An 18,938-nucleotide genomic window follows, 5' to 3' on the forward strand; every position below is an offset into this window, starting at 1 on the left:
TTGCTACCAGGACGGCCAGCGGATCTCCAAACGCGCACCACCGGCAGGTGACTCCGCGGCACGGACCGTCCCGCCCCTGCGTTGCACGAGGTGCGACACCAGGGCGAGGCCGAGACCGAAACCCCCGGACCGGCGGCCGCGGTCCTCCTCCACCCGGTAGAACCGGTCGAACACCTTCGCGCGGTGCTCGGCGGGGATGCCGTGGCCGTCGTCGTCCACGAGCAGCCGCACGTCCCGCCCGACCGGCACCAGCGTGAGCGTGATCGTCGAGTACGCGTACCGGGCGGCGTTGCGCAGCAGGTTGTCCAGCACCAGCTCGACCTCGGAGCGCCTGGCCGACACCAGGCACGCCGACGGCGGGGCGGTCAGCCGCACCAGCAGCTCCGTGTCCAGCCGGGAGATCGCCGCCTCGGCCTCCAGCACCAGGTCCACGGCCTCGGCGCGCGGTGGTGCCGCCGTGTCCGCGCGGGCCAGAATCAGCAACGACTCCACCAGGGCGCTGAGCCGGATCGACTCCTCGACCACCGACTCCAGCACCTCGATGGAGAAGTCGGGGTCCGGGTGCGCCACCGCGACCTCGGCCTGCGCCCGCACGGACGCGACCGGCGACCTCAGCTCGTGCGCCGCGTCCCCGGTGAACCGCCGCAACCGGTCCGAGGCCTCGTCGCGCCGGGCCAGCAACGCGTTCAACGCCTCGGCCAGCGCCTGCAGCTCGTCACGCGACGGCGGCACCGGCAGGCGTTCGCCGTGCGGCAGCTCCCCCGCCGCGACCCGCATCCGTTCGACCGGCCGCAACGACGAGCGCACCGACAACCAGGTCGCGATCCCCACCAGCCCGGCCACCAGCACCGCCGCGACGGCCAGCCAGCGCGAGCCGAGCGTGTTGGCCTTCCCGTACCCGAGCAACGTGCTCGCGTAGACCTCCAGCCGGGGCGTCCCGTCCCCGGAGAACACCACCTGCCCCCGGAACCGCAGCGCGGACTCCCCCTCCAGCCGCAGCACGGGCTCCCCGGACCGCAGGGCCCGGATGTCCTGCGCGGTCAGCGGGAGCGGCGGCTTGCCGTCCACCGGCACGCCCGCCACGTCCAGCACCCGAGGCGGCGACTTCTCCAGCTCCTGGTCGACCGCGGTGATCTGGATCAGCCCGATCAGCGAGGGCGCCAGGCCCGTGAAGGCCAGCAGGCACAGCAACGCGACCCCGGTGGCCACGACGGTGATGCGGAAGCGCAGCGAGCGCCGCAGCCACCAGCCAGGGCTCACCTGTTGCCCAGCGCGTTGTCCAGGTCCGGCGTGGACGCGATGTACCCGTGCCCGCGGATGGTCCGCACGACCTCACCGGCCCCCACGGCGTCCAGCTTGCGCCGGAGGTATCCCACGTAGACCTCGACGGCGTTGCGGGTGGCGGCCTGCTCGTCTCCCCAGACGGTCCGCAGCAGCTCGTCCTTGGTCACCACGGACCCCGCCCGGGACGCCAGCACGTCGAGCACCGCGTACTCGCGCGGCGACAGCGACACGTCCTGCCCGGCCCAGCTGACCTCGCGCAGCCCGCGGTCGATGACCAGGTGCCCGAGCGTCAGCTTCCGGCGCGCCCCGCCACCGCGCCGCAGCAACGCCCTGACCTGGGCCACCAGCACGACGAAGCTGAACGGCTTGACCAGGTACCCGTCGGCGCCGAGGTCCAGCCCGTCCGCCTGGTCGACCTCGCCGTCCTTCGCGGACACCATCAGCACGGGCGTCCGCACCCCGTCGGCCCGCATGCGTTGCAGCACGCGGTACCCCGACAGCCCGGGCAGCATGATGTCGAGCAGCACCACGTCGAAGGCCCCCGTCAGCGCCACCCGCAGCGCCGTGGGCCCGTCGGACGCGGTGACGACCTCCATGCCCTCAGCGGAAAGTCCGCGCTCCAACGCCCGGCGCACGCCGACTTCGTCGTCCACGACCAGCACTCGAGGCTTCACGGGTCACAGCATGACGCGCTCGGCTCTCAGCTGCGCGCAAGATCTCAGCCGTCTCTCAGAAACCGTCATCGCTCAGGCACAAAACCGCAGGTGGGAGTAGTCTCAGCACCATCTCAGCAACCCACCACCAAGCTATGGGTACAAGCCCTTGGAGGAGGGGACCACTGATGAACAAGCGAAAGGTGACCCTGGCCGCTGCGGCGGCCGGTGTGATCACCGGCGTGGCAGGGCTCAGCCTTGCCGCCATGCCAGCGGGTGCGGGCCAGCCGCCATCACTCCCGGACGTGTCCGCGGAGTCACTCGTGCACCAGGTGCTGACGAGCAAGCCGGGTGCTTTCGGCGGAACGGTGGAGGTCGACAACAAGCTCGGCCTGCCGTCGCTCGCCGAGATCCCGCAGCTCGCCGACGGCAAGCACAGCGCGCGGATCTGGACGGACGGCAACGGCAAGTTCCGCGCCGCCCTGCCGAACGGCCAGTCCGAGCAGACCATCGTCAACGACGGCAAGACCACCTGGTCTTGGAACTCCGCGGACAACGAGGTCACCAAGGCCGAGCACAAGGCGGACCAGCCGAAGCCCGACGAGCAGAAGGCCCAGTCGGTCGACCCGGCCGCCGCGGCCAAGCAGGTCGTCGGCCTGACCAAGGAGTTCAGCGACATCACCGTCGACGGCACCGCGCGAGTCGCGAACCGTGCCGCCTACGAGCTCGTGCTGACCCCCAAGGCCAGCGAGAAGACCCTGATCCGCGAGGTGCGGATCGCGGTCGACGCCGAGCTGAAGATGCCGTTGCGCGTGGCCGTGCTGACCAACGGCGCGAGCGAGCCCGCGGGCACGGTCGGCTTCAAGGAGATCAACGTCGGCGCGCAGGACCCGAAGCTCTTCGAGTTCACGCCGCCGGCCCAGGCCAAGGTCACCACGCCGGAGGCCAAGGAGGAGAAGGGCCGCGACCGCAGGCCGGAGCTCGGTGTCGAGCAGGCGTTGCAGGGCAAGGACCCGCAGATCTTCGGCACGGGCTGGGACACGGTCGTCGGCGCACGCATTCCGGCCGAGGCCATGACCCAGGTTCCCGCCGAGGCGCAGGGCCTGGTCGACAAGTTCACCAAGAAGGTCAGCGGCAACTGGGGTAGCGGCCAGGTCTTCAACACGAAGGTCGCCACGATCCTGATCGCGGACGACGGCCGTGTCGTCGCGGGCGCCGTGCCCGAGCAGGTCCTGTTCGACACGATCGGACAGGTGAAGTGACCACCTCGACCAGCGCGCCGGTGACAGCGCCCAGCAAGACCGCTGTCGCCGCGCGGACCAAGGGTCTGCGCAAGGAGTACGGGAGCACGGTCGCCGTGGACCGCGTCGACCTCGAGCTGCCGGAAGGTGCCGTGCTCGGCATGCTCGGGCCCAACGGGTCCGGCAAGACGACCACGATCCGGATGCTGCTCGGGTTGGTCCGCCCCACGCAGGGGGAGATCGAACTGCTCGGAAGGCCGCTGCCAGAGGGAGCCGAGCAGGCGCTGCCGCACGTGGGCGCGCTGGTCGAGGGTCCGGGGTTCCACCCGTTCCTCAGCGGACGGGAGAACCTCGTCAGGTGTGCCGCGTTCGAGCCGCTGCTGCCTCGCAAGGAGATCAAGCAGGCAGTCGAGGACGCCATCGAACGCGTCGGGCTCGCCCAGGCGGCCCACCGCAGGTACCGGGGGTACTCGCTCGGCATGAAGCAACGTCTCGGCCTGGCCGCGGCGTTGCTCGTGCCGCGCAAGCTCGTCGTGCTCGACGAACCGACCAACGGCCTCGACCCGGCCGGTACGCGGGAGATCCGCAAGATCATCGCGGAACTGCACGCGGCCGGCAGCACCGTCCTGGTCTCCAGCCACCTGCTGAGCGAGGTCGAGGCCACCTGCACGCACGTCGCGGTGCTGCACCGCGGCACCGTGGTGGCGCAGGGAGAACTGACCGAGCTGCTGCAGGCGGGCGGCTCGGCGCTGCAGGTGATCACCCCGGACGTCGAGACGGCGCTGAGCGCGTTGCGGCAGGCCAAGATCTCCGCCCGCCCGCTCGGCGACGGCCTCCGGGTCGAGCTCGCCGGGACGAGCGCGCCGCAGGTGATCGAGACCCTGGTGCAGGGCGGTGCCCGCGTCTTCGAGGCGACGCGCTGGAAGACCGGTCTGGAGGAGCTGTTCGCACGGCTCACCGAGGCCGAGGAGGCCGAGCGCGGGATGTCCGCTGTGGACACCCTGGACGGGGGACGGCGATGATCACGCGGCAGTTCGGTTCCGAGGTGCGCTGGATGCTGCGCAGGCCGCGGACCCTCATCGGGTTGTTCGGCCTGGTCCTCGTCCCGATCATCATCAGCTTCGGCATCTGGACCGCGAGCGACGAGGGCGAGGGCGGCGGCGGTCCTCCGGGTCTCGGCGCGATCCTGCAGGGCAACGGCATGGTCGTGCCGATCTTCACGCTGTTCCTGTCGCTCAACCTGCTGCTGCCGCTGGTGGCGTCGATCTGGGCGGCGGACGGCCTCGCGGGCGAGGCCCAGCACGGCACGTTGCGCGGCCTGCTGGTCGCACCGGTGTCGCGCGTGCGGCTGCTGTTCGTGAAGCTCTTCGGCCTCACCGCGATGTCGCTGTTCGCCGTCACGCTGATGGCGGTCGTCGGCATCATCTCGGGCACGGCGTTCCTCGGCAACGACGGCATGATGACGCTGTCCGGCACCACGCTCTCGACCGCAGAGGGCCTGGTGCGCATCGGTTTGTTCATCCTGCTGGTGACGTTCCAGATGGTGGCGATCGGCGCGGTCGCCCTCGCCGTCTCGTCGACCACCGAGCACCCGCTCGTGGTGCAGGCGGCGACGATGACGACGATCATCGTGTTCCAGGTGCTGGGGCAGTTCACGTCACTGGACTGGCTGCACCCGTTCCTGATCACGACGGGCTTTCCGGGGCTGATCGACGTGATGCGCGACCCGATCCCGTGGGAGCAGATCGGCGACAGCACACTGCTCGCCGGGTGCTACCTGCTGATCGGCACGGGCCTGGCGGCCATCCGCCTGGTCACGAAGGACAGCTAACGCCGGAAGCCGCCTTCGCTGTTGATCACCTGACCGGTGATCCACGCGGCGTCGTCGGTGCACAGCCAGGAGATCAGCCGGGCGGCGTCGTCCGGCTGACCCCAGCGCTTCGACGGCATCCGCTCGTTCACGAACTCCTCGAGTTCGGGCCCGGCCCAGCCGGTGTCGGTCGGACCGGGGTTCACCGCGTTGACGGTGATGCCCCGGTCCGCCAGTTCGTGCGACAGCGTCGCCACGATCGCCGCCAGCGCGCCCTTCGACGCCGCGTACGCGATCTCACCCGGCATCGGCCCGAGGTTCTGCCCGGACGTCATGAACACGATCCGTCCGCCGTCAGAGCCGTTCCACTGGCGGGCAAACGCTTGCGCCAGCAGGATCGACGACCGCGTGTTCACCGCGTAGTGCTCGTCGAGCATCGCGGCGTCCAGCGAGCCCAGCGGACCGTCACCGCCGGACCGCGCGTGATTGCACACCAGCACGTCGACGCGACCGCAAGCCTCAACGGCCGCGGCCATCAACTCGTCCGGTGCCTCGGGGCGAGCGAGATCCACGCCCAGCCCCACAGCGCCGACGTCCGCGAGCACCTCGTCCACGGCGTCGGCGCCCCACGGTTGTGCGGCGTCGTGCGCGACGTGGTGCTGCACGAACAGATCGGCGCCCAGCCCACGAAGCCGGGATGCGATCGCGTACCCGATGCCCTGCCGCCTGCTCACGCCCGTGACGAGCGCGACCCGTCCTTCGAGAGATCCCATAGGACCCACAGCTAACCGATGCGGGCGACCCCGTCCAAGTCAATTTCGAGCCGGACCCGGTCCCCGACCTCGGACATCGGGCCCACGGCCTCGTACTCCTCGCCGTCGATCGCGACGAGCAGCCGCACGTGGTCGCGCCGGTGGACCCGCTCCACCACCGTGCCCTCGATCAGCCCGTCGGAGTCGACCCGCAGCGCCGTGGCCCGCAGCCCGACCCGTTCCACGTCCAGGCCCACGAACGAGCCGGGCACGAACTTGTTGCAGCCCAGGAACTTCGCGGTCTCCACGTCGACCGGCGACGACCACACCTCGGCCGGCGGGCCGACCTGGACGATCCGGCCGCGCGACATGATCGCCACCCGGTCGGCCAGTGTGAAGGCCTCGTCGTGGTCGTGCGTCACGACGAGGGCCGTCGTCGCGGCCTCGCGCAGCAACCGCGCCAGGTCGACCGCGAGCTGTTCGCGCAGCGCCCTGTCCAGCGCCGACAGCGGCTCGTCCAGCAGCAAAAGCCGAGGCGACGGAGCCAGGGCCCGCGCCAGTGCCACCCGTTGCTGCTCGCCGCCGGACAGCTGCGTCACCCGGCGATCGGCATAGCCTTCGAGCCCGACCAGTTCCAGCAACGACAGCACGCGCTTGTCCCGCGCCTCGCGCTCGACCTTCTTCATCCGCAGGCCGAACGCCACGTTCCCGGCGACCGTCCGGTGCGGGAACAGCTGCCCGTCCTGGAAGACGAGACCGAACCCGCGCCGGTGCACCGGGACGCCGGCCAGGTCGGCGGTGTCCCAGGAGACGGACCCCGAGGTGGGCTTCTCCAGCCCGGCCACCGTGCGCAGCAACGTCGACTTGCCGCAGCCCGACGGCCCGAGCAGCGCCACGACCTCGCCGTCCGCCACCGACAGCGACACGTCCGACACCGCGGGCGTCCGTCCATAGCGGACGGTGATCGAGTCCAGTTCCAGCGCCATCAGAACTCCCCGCTGCTCGGCACGCGCAACCGCTCGATCAGCAGCACGCACCCGACCGTCACGACCATCAGCAGCGCGCACGCCGCGTAGGCCATCTGGCTGTTCAACTCCCCCGGCCGCGACATCAGCCGCGCGATCACCACCGGCAACGTCGGCGCGTCCGGCCTGGCCAGGAAGCTCGTGGCCCCGAACTCCCCCAGCGCCACGACGTACCCGAACCCGGCCGCCGCCACCAGGGACCGCCCGACCAGCGGGAGGTCCACCTCGCGCCACACCCGCAGCGGTGAGGCGCCCAGCGTCGCCGCCGCCTGCCGCAGCCGTTCGTCGACGGCCCTCAGCACAGGCAGCACCATCCGCACGATCAACGGTGTCACCACCAGCGCCTGTGCCAGCGGCACCAGCATCGGCGACGTCCGGAAGTCCCCCGGCAGCGCGTCCATCGTGATCAGGTACCCGAAGCCGACCGTCACCGCGGACACGCCGAGCGGCAGCATCAACGCGGTGTCCAGCACCTCGGCGAAGCGGGCGCCCGACCGCCGCAACCCGACCAGCACGACGGCCGAGAACACCCCGACCACCAACGCCACCAGGGTCGCGTCGAACGCCGTCCGCAGCGAGTTGACCGCGGCGTCGACGCCGGTGACCGCCAGCGTGCCGCGGTCGCCGCGGGTGTTCAGCGCCACGTAGCCGGCGAGGCTCCAGCCGTCCCTTGTGGACAGTGAGCGAGTCACCAGTCCGACGACCGGGGTCAGCAACGCCACCACGACGGCGAACGCGGCGAGGACCACGTACCACTCGCCACCGGACGGCGGTCGCGCCAGCTCTTCCCTGTCCCGCAACGCCAGCGCGGTCTCCCGCCGGCGCCGGGCCAGCGCGCCGAGCCCCAGCACCGCCAGCACGGCGGCGAACTGCAGCAACGACAACGCCGCCGCCCCGGACAGGTCGAACAGCTCGACCGTGCGCAGGTAGATCTCGGTCTCGAGCGTCCGGTACCGCGACCCGCCCAGCACCAGCACGACACCGAAACTGGTGGCGCAGAACAGGAACACGACCGCGGAGGCCGACCCGATCGCCGGCGCCAAGGCGGGCAGCACGACCGACAGGAACGCCCGCGGCCGCGAAGCACCCAGTGCCCGGGCCGCGTCCTCGGCGCGTCGATCCGTGTGCGCCCACAGCCCACCGACGGTCCGCGCGACCACGGCGACGTTGAAGAACGCGTTGGCCAGCACGATCGGCAGCACCCCGCCGTCCGGCCAGAACGTGCGGAAGGCCAGGCCCACCACCACGGTCGGCAGCACGAACGGCACCATCACGGCGGCCCTGATCAGCCCGAGGCCGCGAATCCGGCACCGTGCCAGCACGAACGCCAGCGGCATCCCGGCGAGAACCGCCACGACCGTCGACGCCAGCGCCTGGCCCAGCGTGAAGCCGACCAGTTCCCAGGTGTCGCTGTCGGCCAGCGCCGACAGCACACCGCCTTCGCGCAGCCCGAGCGACACGATCGCCAGCACGGGCCAGGCGAAGAAGAGGGCCAGGAAGGCCAGCGGCAGCAGCGCCGCCGCCGACCAGCCCGTACGGGAACTCAGCCCTGCACGAGCTTGCGCCACTGCTCGACCCATGCCTCGCGGTTGTCCTTCACCTTGTCCGCGGGAAGCGACTGCGGCGAAGACGGCAACGGCGCGTCCTTGGCCCACGACTCGGGCAGTGCGACACCTTCACGCGACGGGTAGACGTACATCTGCTCCGCCACCTGGGCCTGGAACTTCTCGCCCAGCAGGAAGTCGAGGACCTTCTTCGCGTCCTCGGGGTTCTTGGCGCCGGACAGCACGCCCGCGTACTCGACCTGGCGGTAGCAGGTGTCCAGCACGGCCTTGGTCTTGCCGCCCTCGGCCGACGGCGACGACGCGTAGGACACGACGATCGGCCGGTCGCCCTTGGTGGCGGAGAACTCCTGGTTGTAGGCCTCTTCCCAGCCGCTCACGACCTTGACGCCGTTGGCCTTGAGCTTGGTCCAGTAGTCCTGCCAGCCGTTCTCGCCGTACTTGGCGATCGTGCCGAGCAGGAACGCGAGACCGGGCGAGGACGTGGCCGGGTTCTCGACGACCAGCTTGTCCTTGAACTTCGGGTCGATCAGGTCGTCGTACGACCTGGGCTCGACACCGCCGAGCTTGGCCGGGTCGATGTTCAGGCACACGTCACCGACGTCGACGGCCTGCAGGCGGTTCGAGTCGTCGGCCTTGTAGCGCTGCGCGCCCTTCGAGGCCTCCGGCGAGGCGTACTCGGCGAACACGCCCTCGTTCAGCGCCCGCGAGGCGAACGTCGAGTCGACGCCGAACGCGACGTCGCCGATCGGGTTCGACTTGGTGAGCACCAGCTTGTTCGTGAGCTCGCCCGCGTCACCGCTCGCGAGCTGCTTCACGGTGATGCCCGAGGACTTCTGGAACTCCTCCAGCACCTCCGGCTTCACGGCGAACGAGTCGTGCGTCACCAGCGTGACCTCGTGCGACTGCGGTGCCGTCGAAGTACCGGCCGAACAACCGGTCAACGCCACAGCGGTGACGACGGCAGCAAAAATCCTTCTCACAGCAACCTCTCCCTACGCCGGTATGACCCGGATCAGGTGGACGGTCGAGGGCTTGCGAGCCCTCCTCTCAGCCCGGCGCTTCACCGGACTCCCGTGGTAACGCGCAGCCTACGTGACGTGGTGGGACGATCAGGACATGGCCGAGCTGTTGAGCGACGATCAGTTGGACCACATCCTGCCCAAGCTGCCCGACTGGTGCCCCCAGGACGCGGCGCTGGTCCGGACCGTGGAACTGCCGAGCTTCTCCCAGGCGATCATGGTCGTGAACCGGATCGCGGAGATCGCGGAGAACGACAACCACCACCCGGACATCGACATCCGTTACAAGACACTGACATTTCGCCTGAGCACGCACTACAAGGGAGGAATCACCGCGCTCGACGTGTCCCTCGCCGAGGAGATCGACGGGGTCCTGGACGCGATGAGCTGATTCGGTCAAGATGTGCGCTGCCGCCGCCCGCGGAAATGAGAGGGAACACCCTCATGCGGATGCGCACACCACTTTTCGTCGTAGCGCTGGCCGGCGGTCTCGTCTTCGTCCCCGTCACGGCTCAGGCCGTGCCCTGTGCCGTGACGGACACGATGATCAAGGCCAGCGCGGCGTGGGTCACCAGGGGTCACGACCTCGCGGCGAACAACTGGTCCAACGCGAACTTCCACGTCGGCAACCTCGCCCAGGTGCGGACCACCGGCATCAGCAACCACAAGACGTGGCCGTGGGTGCAGGCGAACTCCTACCTGCTGCCGGTCGACCCGGCGAACCCCTTCGCCCCGGACGCGCAGGCGACCGGTGAGCCGTACCTCGACGTGGCGTACTTCCACCCGGAACCCGAGGTGCTGCAGCCGTTGCGCGACACCCTGCGCGCCCAGGTGCAGGACGGGAGGACGAACCACTGGAAGTCACCGGACGCGCTGAACATGGCGCTGCCGTCTTTCACCCGCATCGCCGTGGCCGACCAGGACCAGGCCATGCTCGACTACTCGTTCAAGTCGTACCGCAGCCTGAAGGCCCGGACGTTCAACGAGTTCACGGGCCTGTGGAGCCTGAACGTGCAGACCGGTGGCTGGGCCGTGCAGGGCCTGGCCAAGGCGGTGCTCGCGCTGCCGGCCGACCACCCGTACCGCGCCGAGTACGCCAAGACGCTGCGCGAGAGCGTGCAGACCCTGCGGCTCCTGCAGCGCCACGACGGCTTCTGGGGCGCCACGGGCAAGGACTCGGCGGCCACCGCGATGATCACCTACGCCATCGCGGCCGGCATCAACGCGGGCGTGCTCGACCGCGAGACCTACCTGCCCCACGCGCGGAAGGGCTGGCGGGCATTGCTGACCGCGCTGGACGCCGACGGCCTGCTCGGCTGGACCGCCGGCCGCAACTCGTGGAAGCCCGCGTCAGCGGGCGACTCGGCTGGGTTCGCCGTCGGCAGCTTCCTCGTCGCCGGGCAGCAGCTCGTTCCTCTTACGCCGGGTTGCTAGCCCGATCGCGACCAGCGTGAGCATGCCCGCGGCCGGATAGCCCCAGCCGAGCAGCACGAAGTACCAGGGCCGCGGGAAGTCCCAGATGTTCGGCTGGGCGAGCAGCAGGAACGAGATCAGGTAGCCGCCGGTCAGCAGGACCCACAGGCCGGCGGTGATCTTGCACAGCAGGTGTCCGCCCTCGTAGATCAGCCACAGGAGGGCGGGCACCATCCACACCCAGTGGTGGCTCCACGAGATGGGCGAGACCAGCAGACCGAGCATCTGGACGCTGACGATCAACGCCAGCGCGTCCTTGGTCTTGCTGACGGCGAACCACGTGAGCGCGGCCACGACGAGGACGGCGACGATGTAGATCGGCCCGGTCTTCACGTCGTAACCGACCGTGCGGCTCAACGCACCGCGCAGTGACTGGTTGATCGCGCTGCCGACCGGCCCGACGCGGCTCGCGTCCCCGAGCAGCTGGAACCAGAACTTGTCCGACTGGGACGGTGAGATGGCCCAGCCGATGCCGTACACCGCGACAAAGGCGACGAACGACCACACGGCGGCCATCCATCGGCGCTGAATGAGGAAGTACAGCCCGGAGATCGCGGGCGTGAGCTTGATGCCGGCGGCGAAACCCACCCCGGCGCCGCCGACCCAGTTCCGCGCGCTGGCGAGCGTGCCGATCAGGATCGCGACCAGCACCAGGTTGATCTGGCCGTAGTTGAGCGTGGTGCGGACCGGCTCGATCCACAGCGTCAGCGCGGTCCACATCATGGCGCGGCGCGGGTCCTGCAGCTTCAGCAGCTTCAGGCTGGTGCGCACGATGAAGTAGAGGCAGCCCAGGCAGAGCAGCTGCCAGATCCAGCGTGACGCCTCCCACGGCACCCAGCTCATCGGCGTGAAGATCGCGGCCGCGAACGGCGGGTAGGTGAACGGCAGCGGGAACACGTCCGCGTACTGGTCGAGCCGCCACTCGTAGAGGTCGCCGGAGAACAGGTGCGGCGACCCGTTGCGGTACACCAGCAGGTCGATCATGGTCATCTTCGCCTGGAAGGCGACCATGAACAGGTGCCCGGCGACCGACAACGCGAGCAACCACGGTGCTACGGAGAGCACACGCGCTTCCACAGCACGGAGTTTCACCCCGAAAACGTTACCCGAGGCAACGAAACGGGGTACCCCGGCGTCATTAGGAACGGGAGAGATCGCAAGAGGGAGTTTTTCTGATCATGTCTGTTGATCTTGTAGTTGCCGCTGTCGCCGCTCTGGCCATGCTGGGGGTCGCGTTCGGAGTGTTCGCCGCTGCCGCACGCACGAAGAACAACGTGTAAGCCGTTCTGAGACATGAAGAAGGGGCAACCTCCCATGTGGAGGTTGCCCCTTCACCGTCTCCGAGGGGGGAACGGTGTTTTGGTACGGCGTTTAGAAGTAGTGCGCCCGGCCGCCGATCGGCTTGCCGACCGCGCCCAACACGGCGAGAATCGCGCCGATCACCAGCAACACCACGCCAAGCGTCGTCAGGATGCTGATGCCAGCAAGCCATCCGACGACGAGCAGGATCAGTCCGAGGACGATCATGACACCTCCAGGTGGGGAATCCTGTTCTAGGGCTACCCCACCGCGGTAGGTACAAACCTCGCTTCATACATTTGTCACCGATAGAAGCATCTTCCGCGCCTGCCGCACTCCCTCGCTGCTGAAATGCTCCGCATCCCGCGTGGCGTCGACGACCTCCAGCGCCTCGGTGAGGACGTTCCTCGCGCGGCCGTGGTCCCCCGCGGCGATGAGAGCCTTCCCGAGCTTGATGAGGCAGTCGGCGACGTTGGTCCCTCCCCGCATCGAGTGCCACACCTCCAACGCCCGCTCGTAGCTGTCGACGGCCTCGGCATGACGGCCGAGAGCGAGGTGGATGTCGCCCAGCGTCTCCAAGTTCCCGGCCGGCCCCTCGTCCTGGCCGTTGTACTCGGTCTCGGCGAACTTCCCGGCCGCGCCCAGGCAGAGTTCGAGCGCACGGGCGCCTTCACCCACGTTGTGGTGGGCTCTGCCGAGTGCGGCGAGGTGACGTCCCACTTCATAGCTGTCGCTGTGGCCCTCCATCCTCGGGTGGACCTCCGCCAGCACGTCGAGCGCCTCCGCGAGGCGGCCCTGCTTCTCGTAGGTGAACGCGAGGCCGCGCCGCAGGTGCGCCTCCGCGAGGACGTCGCCTGCGGGCTGTGCGCACCGGATCGCCTCCCGCAGGTGGAACTCGCCGGCGTCGAAGTCGTTGAAGCTGATCAGCGTCGCGCCGAGCCTGCGGTGCATGAGGCTCTGCGCGTGGAAGTCGCCGAGCCGCTCCGCCGCGGCCAGCCCGAGGCGGTGCCCGGACGCGATGTCGTAGAGGTACCCCTCCCTGGAGAGGTACCCGTGCATCACGAACATCACCTTCCAGGTGAAGTCGTCCGCCCCCAGCTCTCCCGCTCGCCTGGCGGCGGCGAGCATCACCCGGTGCTCGGCGGTGAACGTGGTCCACGCCGTGTCCGCGTCCGGGATCGGGTTGAGGACCACACCTCCCGCGGGCGGTTCCGTGACGATCGGCGGGGAGTTGAACTGCAGTTGCTGCCAGCACGCGTGCGCGGTGTGCAGGTAGTGGTCGAGCATCCGGCGCACCGCCGCACGCCTCTGTTCGCCGGGCAGCTCACCCACGCGTTCGGCGGCGTAGTCCCGCAACAGGTCGTGCAGCGAGAACCGCCCGGCGTCCGTCGCGGTGACGAGGCTGCCCGCGACCAGTTCGAGCAGGGCCTTCCGCGCCTGGTCCACCGGTAGCGCGGTGAGGCTCGCGGCCGCCTCCATCGCGAAGTCCGGGCCCGGATGCAGCCCCAGCAGCACGAACAGTTCGGCCGCCGGAGCGCTGATGGACCTCAGCGACCAGGAGAAGACGGGGCGGACACCGGTGGCGGGGTCGTCGATGTCGAGCGCGTCGAGTCGTTCCCCCTCCAACTCGTCCGCGAGCACGCCGAGAGGGTCGCCGTAGGCCGCACGGGCGGCCACGATGCCCAGTGCCAGCGGCAGGCCCGCACACCGCTCGATCAGCCGCGACACCGCGTCCGGCTCGGCCTCGACTCGCCTCGCGCCGATCCGTTCGACCAGCAGGTCGGTCGCGGCCTGCTCGTCCATGACGTCCAGCGCGACGGGCCGAGCACCTTCCCGCACGACGAGCCCGCTCAGGCGGTTGCGGCTGGTGACCAGCACCAGGTTGCCGGCCCCACCGGGCAGCAACGGCCGCACCTGCTCCACGTCCCGGGCGTTGTCCAGCACCACGAGCACCCTGCGCCGCGCCAGCATCGACCTGTACTCGGCGATCACCGCGTCGTCGGACCAGGTGTGCAGCGTCGACGGGAGCAGACCGAGTGCCACGAGGAAGTCGCGGATCACCGCGATCGGGTCGAGCGGATCGGCGCGGAGGTCGAACCCGCGCAGGTTGACGTGGAGCTGGCCGTCCGGGAAGCGGTCGGCCATCCGGTGCGCCCATTGCACCGCGAGCGCCGTCTTGCCGACGCCACCGATGCCGTTGATCGCAGAGATCAACACGAGTTCGCCGGAGCGCGACCCGGCCATCTCGGTCAGCCGCGCCAGCTCGTGCTCACGGCCTGCGAAGTGCGGATGGGCGGGTGGTAGCTGACGGGGTACGACCGGCGAAGCCGGCACCTCGCCGCTGAGAACCTGCTCGTGCGCCTTGCGCAGCCGTTCGCCGGGATCCACGCCGAGCTCGTCCGCGAGGCGCCCGCGGACCTCCTGGTAGACCGCGAGCGCCTCCGCCTGCTGACCCGCGCGGTGCAGCGCGAGCATCAGCTGCGCCCAGAACGTCTCGCGCAACGGGTGCTGCCGCACCAGCGACCGCAGTTCCGGCACCAGCACGTCGGTGGTGCGGGCGAGGTCCTCGTCGATGCGGCGTTCCAGCGCGACGACCTGCTCCTCCACCAGCGGCGGCACGTCCTCGCGGTGCAGCGACTCCGACGTGACGTTGCCGAGCACCGGCCCGCGCCACAGCTCCAGCGCCGCGCGGTACTCGCCCTGCGCGATGAGCTCGCGGAACCGGGCGAGATCGAGCTGACCGGGAGCGACCTCGGCCGAGTAACCGCGCGACGACGTGCGGACGCAGTTGGCCGCGCCGAGCGACTGCCGCAACCGCAGCACGACGGTCTGCAACGTCTTGTGCGCGCGGTCGGCGGCGGGCGGCTCGCCGTCCCACACCCGTTCGACGAGCTCGTCCACCGACACGAACTCGTTGGCGCGCAACAACAACGTGGCGAGCAACACCCGGCCGCGCCCAGCAGGGACAGCCACGGGTTCCCCGTCGAGCAGTACCTCGAGCGGCCCCAGTACCCGGTACTCAACTCTCACGAACTGGAAGTCTAGGTGCGCGGAGTGGGATGGCGAAGGCCCCTTCCCAGGTGGGGAGGGGCCTTCGCCGTGCACTGCGTCAGACGTTGAAGCGGAACTCCACCACGTCGCCGTCGTTCATGACGTAGTCCTTGCCCTCCATGCGGACCTTGCCCGCCGCCTTCGCGTCGGCCTTCGAGCCCGAGGCCACCAGGTCGTCGAACGACACGACCTCGGCCTTGATGAAGCCCTTCTCGAAGTCGGTGTGGATCACGCCGGCGGCCTGCGGGGCGGTGGCGCCCTGCGGGATCGTCCAGGCGCGCGCCTCCTTCGGGCCCGCCGTGAGGTAGGTCTGCAGGCCGAGGGTGTGGAAACCGGCGCGGGCCAGCCCGTGCAGGCCCGGCTCGGCCTGGCCGATCGACTCCAGCAGCTCCAGGGCCGACTCCTCGTCGAGTTCGAGCAGCTCCGACTCGACCTTGGCGTCGAGGAACACGGCGTCGGCCGGGGCGACGAGCTCGCGCAGTTCCTTCACGCGGGCCTCGTCGGTCAGCACGCCCTCGTCGGCGTTGAAGACGTAGAGGAACGGCTTGGTGGTGAGCAGGGAGAGCTCCCGCAGCAGTTCACCGTCCACTTCGGACTGCGCTGCGAACAGCGTGCGGCCCGCATCGAGGATGTCCTTGGCCTTCTTCGCGTTCTCGAGGACGGCGCGGCGGTCCTTCTGCATCCGCGCCTCCTTCTCGATCCTCGGAATGGCCTTCTCGAGGGTCTGCAGGTCGGCGAGGATCAGCTCGGTGTTGATCGTCTCGATGTCGCTGGACGGGTCGACGCGGCCGTCGACGTGCACGACGTCCGGGTCGTCGAAGACGCGGATGACCTGGCAGATCGCGTTCGCCTCGCGGATGTTCGCGAGGAACTTGTTGCCGAGACCTTCCCCTTCCGAGGCGCCCTTGACGATGCCGGCGATGTCGACGAACGACACCACGGCGGGCACCTCGCGCTCGGAGCCGAAGATCGCGGCCAGCTTGGAGAGACGCGCGTCCGGCAGCGGCACGACGCCCACGTTCGGCTCGATCGTCGCGAACGGGTAGTTCGCGGCGAGCACGTCGTTGCGCGTGAGCGCGTTGAACAGGGTGGACTTGCCAACGTTGGGCAGGCCGACGATACCGAGGGTCAAACTCACGGGGAGCGAGTCTACGGCAGCCGACGGTCGTGTCCGATTTCCGCGAGCCATTGCTCGTTCCCGCTGGCAGGATCGATGGCATGGTCATTGACGAAGAACACGCGTACCGGGTGTGCTCCGCACGTGACGCCCGTTTCGACGGGTGCTTCATCCACGCGGTCCGCACGACGGGCATCTACTGCCGGCCGTCGTGCCCCGCGGTGACCCCGAAGCGCCGCAACAGCCAGTTCTTCCTGACGGCCGCCGCGGCCCAGTCGGCCGGTTTCCGCGCCTGCCGCCGCTGCCTGCCCGACGCCGTGCCCGGCTCCCCCGAGTGGAACCTCCGCGCGGACCTGGCCGGGCGGGCGATGCGCCTGATCAGCGACGGCATCGTGGAACGCGACGGCGTGACGGGCCTGGCCACCAGGCTCGGCTACTCGGAACGCCACCTCACCCGCGTGCTGACCGCCGAACTGGGCGCCGGTCCGCTGGCCCTGGCCCGAGCCCACCGCGCCCACGCCGCCCGGCTGCTGATCGAGACGACCGAACTGCCGTTCGCCGACATCGCGTTCGCCGCGGGCTTCGCGTCGGTGCGCCAGTTCAACGACACGATCCGCATGGTGTTCGCCTCGACCCCGTCCGACATGCGGGGCCGCGGCAAGGCCCCGGTCGGCACACCGGGCCGCATCGTCCTGCGCCTGCCGTACCGGGCGCCGTTCGACGCCACGGGCCTGCTCGCCCACTTCCGGACGCACGCGCTGCCCGGCGTGGAGGAGGTGACCGCCGACTCCTACGCCCGGACGTTGTCGCTCCCGCACGGCGAGGCCACGGTCCGGCTGACGTTCCCGGCCGACCACGTCCTGTGCTCGCTGCGCCTGGCCGACGTGCGGGACCTGGGCGCGGCCGTCTCCCGGGTCCGCCGCCTCCTGGACCTCGACGCCGACCCGGCGGCCGTCGACGAGTTCCTGGGCCAGGACCCGATCATCGGTCCCCTGGTCCGCGAGACGCCCGGCATCCGCGTGGCGGGCAGCGTCGACGGCGCCGAGACCCTGCTGCGCCTGGTGGCACCGTTCACCGGCGTCCCGCTGCAGATCCCGGACGGCGACCTGACCCACCTCTACGCGGCCGGGGACCACCCCGTCACCGAGGCGCTGGCGAACGGCAGACTCGTCGTGGACGTGGGCCGTTCGATCGAGGACCTGACCGAGGAACTGACCCCCTTGGCCGGCCCGGCGGTGGCCGACGAGGTGGCCATGCGCGTGCTGGGCGCACCGGACGTGCTGGTGCTCCCCCGAGCCTCACGACACCTGACTTCCCACGGCCCGGACTGGCGGCCGTGGCGCTCCTACGCCGGAGCACACCTGACCAGGAAGGCAACGACATCATGACCGTCGCGCACACGTCCACTGTGGACACCCCGGCGGGGCCGTTCACCGCGATCGTCGCACCGGACGGAGCAGTGCTCGCCAGCGGCTGGACCGCCGACCTGGCCCTGCTGACGCCCCAGATCCACGCCACCCTGATGCCGTCCGAGATCACGACACGACCGGACCTGGGCGACGTCACGAAGGCGACCATCGCCTACCACGAGGGCGACCTGACGGCGATCGACGCGATCGAGGTCCGCCAGAAGTCGGGCCCGTTCCTCCAGCACGCGTGGGACGTCCTGCGCACGGTGAAGGCGGGCGAACCCGTCACCTACTCCGAGTACGCCGAGCTCTCCGGCCGCCCGTCCGCGATCAGGGCAGCGGCCTCGGCCTGCGCCCGCAACTCCGCGGCCCTCTTCGTCCCCTGCCACCGCGTCATCCGGATCGGCGGCAACCTCGGAGGCTTCCGCTGGGGCCTCGACGTGAAGCGCTGGCTCCTGGCCCACGAGAACTAACCGACGAGGTCGATCTCCGGCACGGCCGCCACGGACACCAGCTCAGTCCCGCACCGGGGACAAGCCCTGCCCGCCGGAGCCGCGCCGGACTTCAAGTCCCCTTCGATGCCAAGCCACTCACCAACCCCGTTGTCACGGCACGTGTGACAACCAACGCGGTAGTGGAGCCGCACCCACGGCTCCGCGGTCAGCTCCGAAGCCTGGACCTCAGGCTCCGCCGAGTCGCTGAACGGCGCCCACCACGACGTGATCCGGCACCGCAACCGCCGCTCGGCACCGTGCTCGGCCGCATCGAACGCGCTGACGCGCACCGGGGCCGGATGCTCGTCACCGGTGCACAGCCCGTACGGCATGCCGTGCTGCAACTGCACAACCCGCCCGACCCGCAGGCAGACAAGGCAGTCGTGGACGAAGTCGAGCCGGTTGGACCACACGAAGTGGGCGGCCGGGGTGACGGTGACACGAGCGGTGACTTCCACGTGGGACAGCACGAACCGAGGTTAAAGCCGCCGGCCACCCCCGTCCACACAGGACCAGTGCACAACAGGACAACGGCGGAACCGAGCCACCCCGCCCGCCAACGCGATGGCGGAGCCGAGGCGTGTGAACCTCTTCGGGCCGGGAAGCGGTGGTGACCCACGCACTGTGCGATTGGGGCTTTACCTTGAGTGGGCGATGCCCCGCACCGGCCTGGCACTGCCCACCCGCACAAGGTGACCTGAGCGCATCGGTGACCGCCCCGCTGGAACGGGACATGCCCACGGAAG

General features: G+C 70.0%; 18 protein-coding genes. 7 read left to right on the forward strand and 11 right to left on the reverse strand.

Annotation, left to right across the window (positions count from 1 at the left end; genetic code table 11):
* Nucleotides 1-3: 3 nt before the first annotated feature.
* Nucleotides 4-1,260, reverse strand: coding sequence for a sensor histidine kinase (locus DFR72_RS14580; protein ID WP_090065630.1), 1,257 nt, complete (start codon nt 1,258-1,260; stop codon nt 4-6).
* Entirely contained in the window at nt 1,257-1,958 is a 702-nt protein-coding gene (locus DFR72_RS14585) for a response regulator transcription factor (RefSeq protein WP_245982944.1), read from the reverse strand. The genes DFR72_RS14580 and DFR72_RS14585 overlap by 4 nt, the downstream gene beginning before the upstream one ends.
* Nucleotides 1,959-2,125: 167 nt before the next feature.
* Between DFR72_RS14585 and DFR72_RS14590 the strand changes: the two genes are divergently transcribed.
* From DFR72_RS14590 to DFR72_RS14600, 3 genes are read left to right on the forward strand one after another with little or no spacing between them, the layout of a single operon-like run.
* Nucleotides 2,126-3,199, forward strand: a complete 1,074-nt coding sequence (locus DFR72_RS14590; RefSeq protein ID WP_090065628.1) for a LolA family protein — start codon at nt 2,126-2,128, stop codon at nt 3,197-3,199.
* Nucleotides 3,196-4,200, forward strand: a complete 1,005-nt coding sequence (locus DFR72_RS14595; protein ID WP_090065627.1) for an ABC transporter ATP-binding protein — start codon at nt 3,196-3,198, stop codon at nt 4,198-4,200. Before DFR72_RS14590 ends, DFR72_RS14595 begins: the two co-directional genes overlap by 4 nt.
* Nucleotides 4,197-5,009 (forward strand): ABC transporter permease, encoded by an 813-nt coding sequence (locus DFR72_RS14600; protein ID WP_090065626.1) that lies wholly within the window; start codon nt 4,197-4,199, stop codon nt 5,007-5,009. Before DFR72_RS14595 ends, DFR72_RS14600 begins: the two co-directional genes overlap by 4 nt.
* Here DFR72_RS14600 and DFR72_RS14605 read toward each other — a convergent pair.
* The 4 genes from DFR72_RS14605 to DFR72_RS14620 are packed head-to-tail and all read right to left on the reverse strand — an operon-like array spanning nt 5,006 to nt 9,310.
* Entirely contained in the window at nt 5,006-5,761 is a 756-nt protein-coding gene (locus tag DFR72_RS14605) for an SDR family oxidoreductase (protein ID WP_090065625.1), read from the reverse strand. The two genes, DFR72_RS14600 and DFR72_RS14605, sit on opposite strands and share 4 nt — an antisense overlap.
* A gap of 11 nt (nt 5,762-5,772) precedes the next feature.
* Nucleotides 5,773-6,726, reverse strand: coding sequence for an ABC transporter ATP-binding protein (locus DFR72_RS14610; protein ID WP_090065624.1), 954 nt, complete (start codon nt 6,724-6,726; stop codon nt 5,773-5,775).
* Nucleotides 6,726-8,345 carry an ABC transporter permease gene (locus DFR72_RS14615; RefSeq protein ID WP_090065623.1) on the reverse strand — a complete coding sequence of 540 codons (1,620 nt, stop codon included), beginning with the start codon at nt 8,343-8,345 and terminating at the stop codon, nt 6,726-6,728. The genes DFR72_RS14610 and DFR72_RS14615 overlap by 1 nt, the downstream gene beginning before the upstream one ends.
* A complete protein-coding gene (locus tag DFR72_RS14620) occupies nt 8,309-9,310 on the reverse strand; it encodes a thiamine ABC transporter substrate-binding protein (RefSeq protein ID WP_090065622.1) in 1,002 nt (333 codons plus the stop codon). Before DFR72_RS14620 ends, DFR72_RS14615 begins: the two co-directional genes overlap by 37 nt.
* Before the next feature lie 136 nt (nt 9,311-9,446).
* On the opposite strand from DFR72_RS14620, the gene DFR72_RS14625 reads away from it, so the two are divergent.
* Together DFR72_RS14625 and DFR72_RS14630 are read left to right on the forward strand one after the other, a co-directional pair.
* The gene (locus DFR72_RS14625; protein ID WP_090065837.1) at nt 9,447-9,740 is read left to right on the forward strand and encodes a 4a-hydroxytetrahydrobiopterin dehydratase; all 294 of its coding nucleotides are present in this window, start codon (nt 9,447-9,449) and stop codon (nt 9,738-9,740) included.
* Nucleotides 9,741-9,799: 59 nt separating this feature from the next.
* Complete coding sequence (locus tag DFR72_RS14630) at nt 9,800-10,783, forward strand: glycoside hydrolase family 88 protein (RefSeq protein ID WP_170176270.1); 984 nt, start codon at nt 9,800-9,802, stop codon at nt 10,781-10,783.
* Here the strand turns inward: DFR72_RS14630 and DFR72_RS14635 are convergent.
* From DFR72_RS14635 to ychF, 4 genes are all read right to left on the reverse strand, one after another.
* On the reverse strand, nt 10,700-11,914 hold the full coding sequence (locus tag DFR72_RS14635; protein WP_090065620.1) for a mannosyltransferase: 1,215 nt from the start codon (nt 11,912-11,914) through the stop codon (nt 10,700-10,702). The two genes, DFR72_RS14630 and DFR72_RS14635, sit on opposite strands and share 84 nt — an antisense overlap.
* Before the next feature lie 279 nt (nt 11,915-12,193).
* Nucleotides 12,194-12,349, reverse strand: coding sequence for a DUF6131 family protein (locus tag DFR72_RS45525; RefSeq protein WP_090007203.1), 156 nt, complete (start codon nt 12,347-12,349; stop codon nt 12,194-12,196).
* Nucleotides 12,350-12,412: 63 nt separating this feature from the next.
* On the reverse strand, nt 12,413-15,151 hold the full coding sequence (locus tag DFR72_RS14640) for an AfsR/SARP family transcriptional regulator (protein WP_170176271.1): 2,739 nt from the start codon (nt 15,149-15,151) through the stop codon (nt 12,413-12,415).
* A gap of 79 nt (nt 15,152-15,230) precedes the next feature.
* On the reverse strand, nt 15,231-16,310 hold the full coding sequence (ychF, locus tag DFR72_RS14645) for a redox-regulated ATPase YchF (protein WP_090065618.1): 1,080 nt from the start codon (nt 16,308-16,310) through the stop codon (nt 15,231-15,233).
* A gap of 80 nt (nt 16,311-16,390) precedes the next feature.
* Here ychF and DFR72_RS14650 point away from each other — a divergent pair, with 80 nt between their 5' ends.
* Nucleotides 16,391-17,677, forward strand: a complete 1,287-nt coding sequence (locus tag DFR72_RS14650; RefSeq protein ID WP_090065617.1) for a bifunctional transcriptional activator/DNA repair enzyme AdaA — start codon at nt 16,391-16,393, stop codon at nt 17,675-17,677.
* Nucleotides 17,674-18,171 carry a methylated-DNA--[protein]-cysteine S-methyltransferase gene (locus tag DFR72_RS14655; protein ID WP_090065616.1) on the forward strand — a complete coding sequence of 166 codons (498 nt, stop codon included), beginning with the start codon at nt 17,674-17,676 and terminating at the stop codon, nt 18,169-18,171. Before DFR72_RS14650 ends, DFR72_RS14655 begins: the two co-directional genes overlap by 4 nt.
* Here DFR72_RS14655 and DFR72_RS14660 read toward each other — a convergent pair.
* On the reverse strand, nt 18,168-18,662 hold the full coding sequence (locus DFR72_RS14660; RefSeq protein WP_090065615.1) for a hypothetical protein: 495 nt from the start codon (nt 18,660-18,662) through the stop codon (nt 18,168-18,170). The two genes, DFR72_RS14655 and DFR72_RS14660, sit on opposite strands and share 4 nt — an antisense overlap.
* Between the last annotated feature and the right edge of the window lie 276 nt (nt 18,663-18,938).

This window comes from Lentzea flaviverrucosa, assembly GCF_003350445.1.
In the GTDB taxonomy this organism is placed as follows: domain Bacteria; phylum Actinomycetota; class Actinomycetes; order Mycobacteriales; family Pseudonocardiaceae; genus Lentzea; species Lentzea californiensis.

Bases quoted from the DNA above. Each gene is read 5' to 3' on its own strand.
- DFR72_RS14590 (WP_090065628.1), top strand. From the start codon at position 2,126: ATGAACAAGCGAAAGGTGACCCTGGCCGCTGCGGCGGCCGGTGTGATC.
- DFR72_RS14600 (WP_090065626.1), top strand. From the start codon at position 4,197: ATGATCACGCGGCAGTTCGGTTCCGAGGTGCGCTGGATGCTGCGCAGG.
- DFR72_RS14605 (WP_090065625.1), bottom strand. From the start codon at position 5,761: ATGGGATCTCTCGAAGGACGGGTCGCGCTCGTCACGGGCGTGAGCAGG.
- DFR72_RS14610 (WP_090065624.1), bottom strand. From the start codon at position 6,726: ATGGCGCTGGAACTGGACTCGATCACCGTCCGCTATGGACGGACGCCC.
- DFR72_RS14615 (WP_090065623.1), bottom strand. From the start codon at position 8,345: ATGGGTCGAGCAGTGGCGCAAGCTCGTGCAGGGCTGAGTTCCCGTACG.
- DFR72_RS14625 (WP_090065837.1), top strand. From the start codon at position 9,447: ATGGCCGAGCTGTTGAGCGACGATCAGTTGGACCACATCCTGCCCAAG.
- DFR72_RS14630 (WP_170176270.1), top strand. From the start codon at position 9,800: ATGCGCACACCACTTTTCGTCGTAGCGCTGGCCGGCGGTCTCGTCTTC.
- DFR72_RS45525 (WP_090007203.1), bottom strand. From the start codon at position 12,349: ATGATCGTCCTCGGACTGATCCTGCTCGTCGTCGGATGGCTTGCTGGC.
- DFR72_RS14650 (WP_090065617.1), top strand. From the start codon at position 16,391: ATGGTCATTGACGAAGAACACGCGTACCGGGTGTGCTCCGCACGTGAC.
- DFR72_RS14655 (WP_090065616.1), top strand. From the start codon at position 17,674: ATGACCGTCGCGCACACGTCCACTGTGGACACCCCGGCGGGGCCGTTC.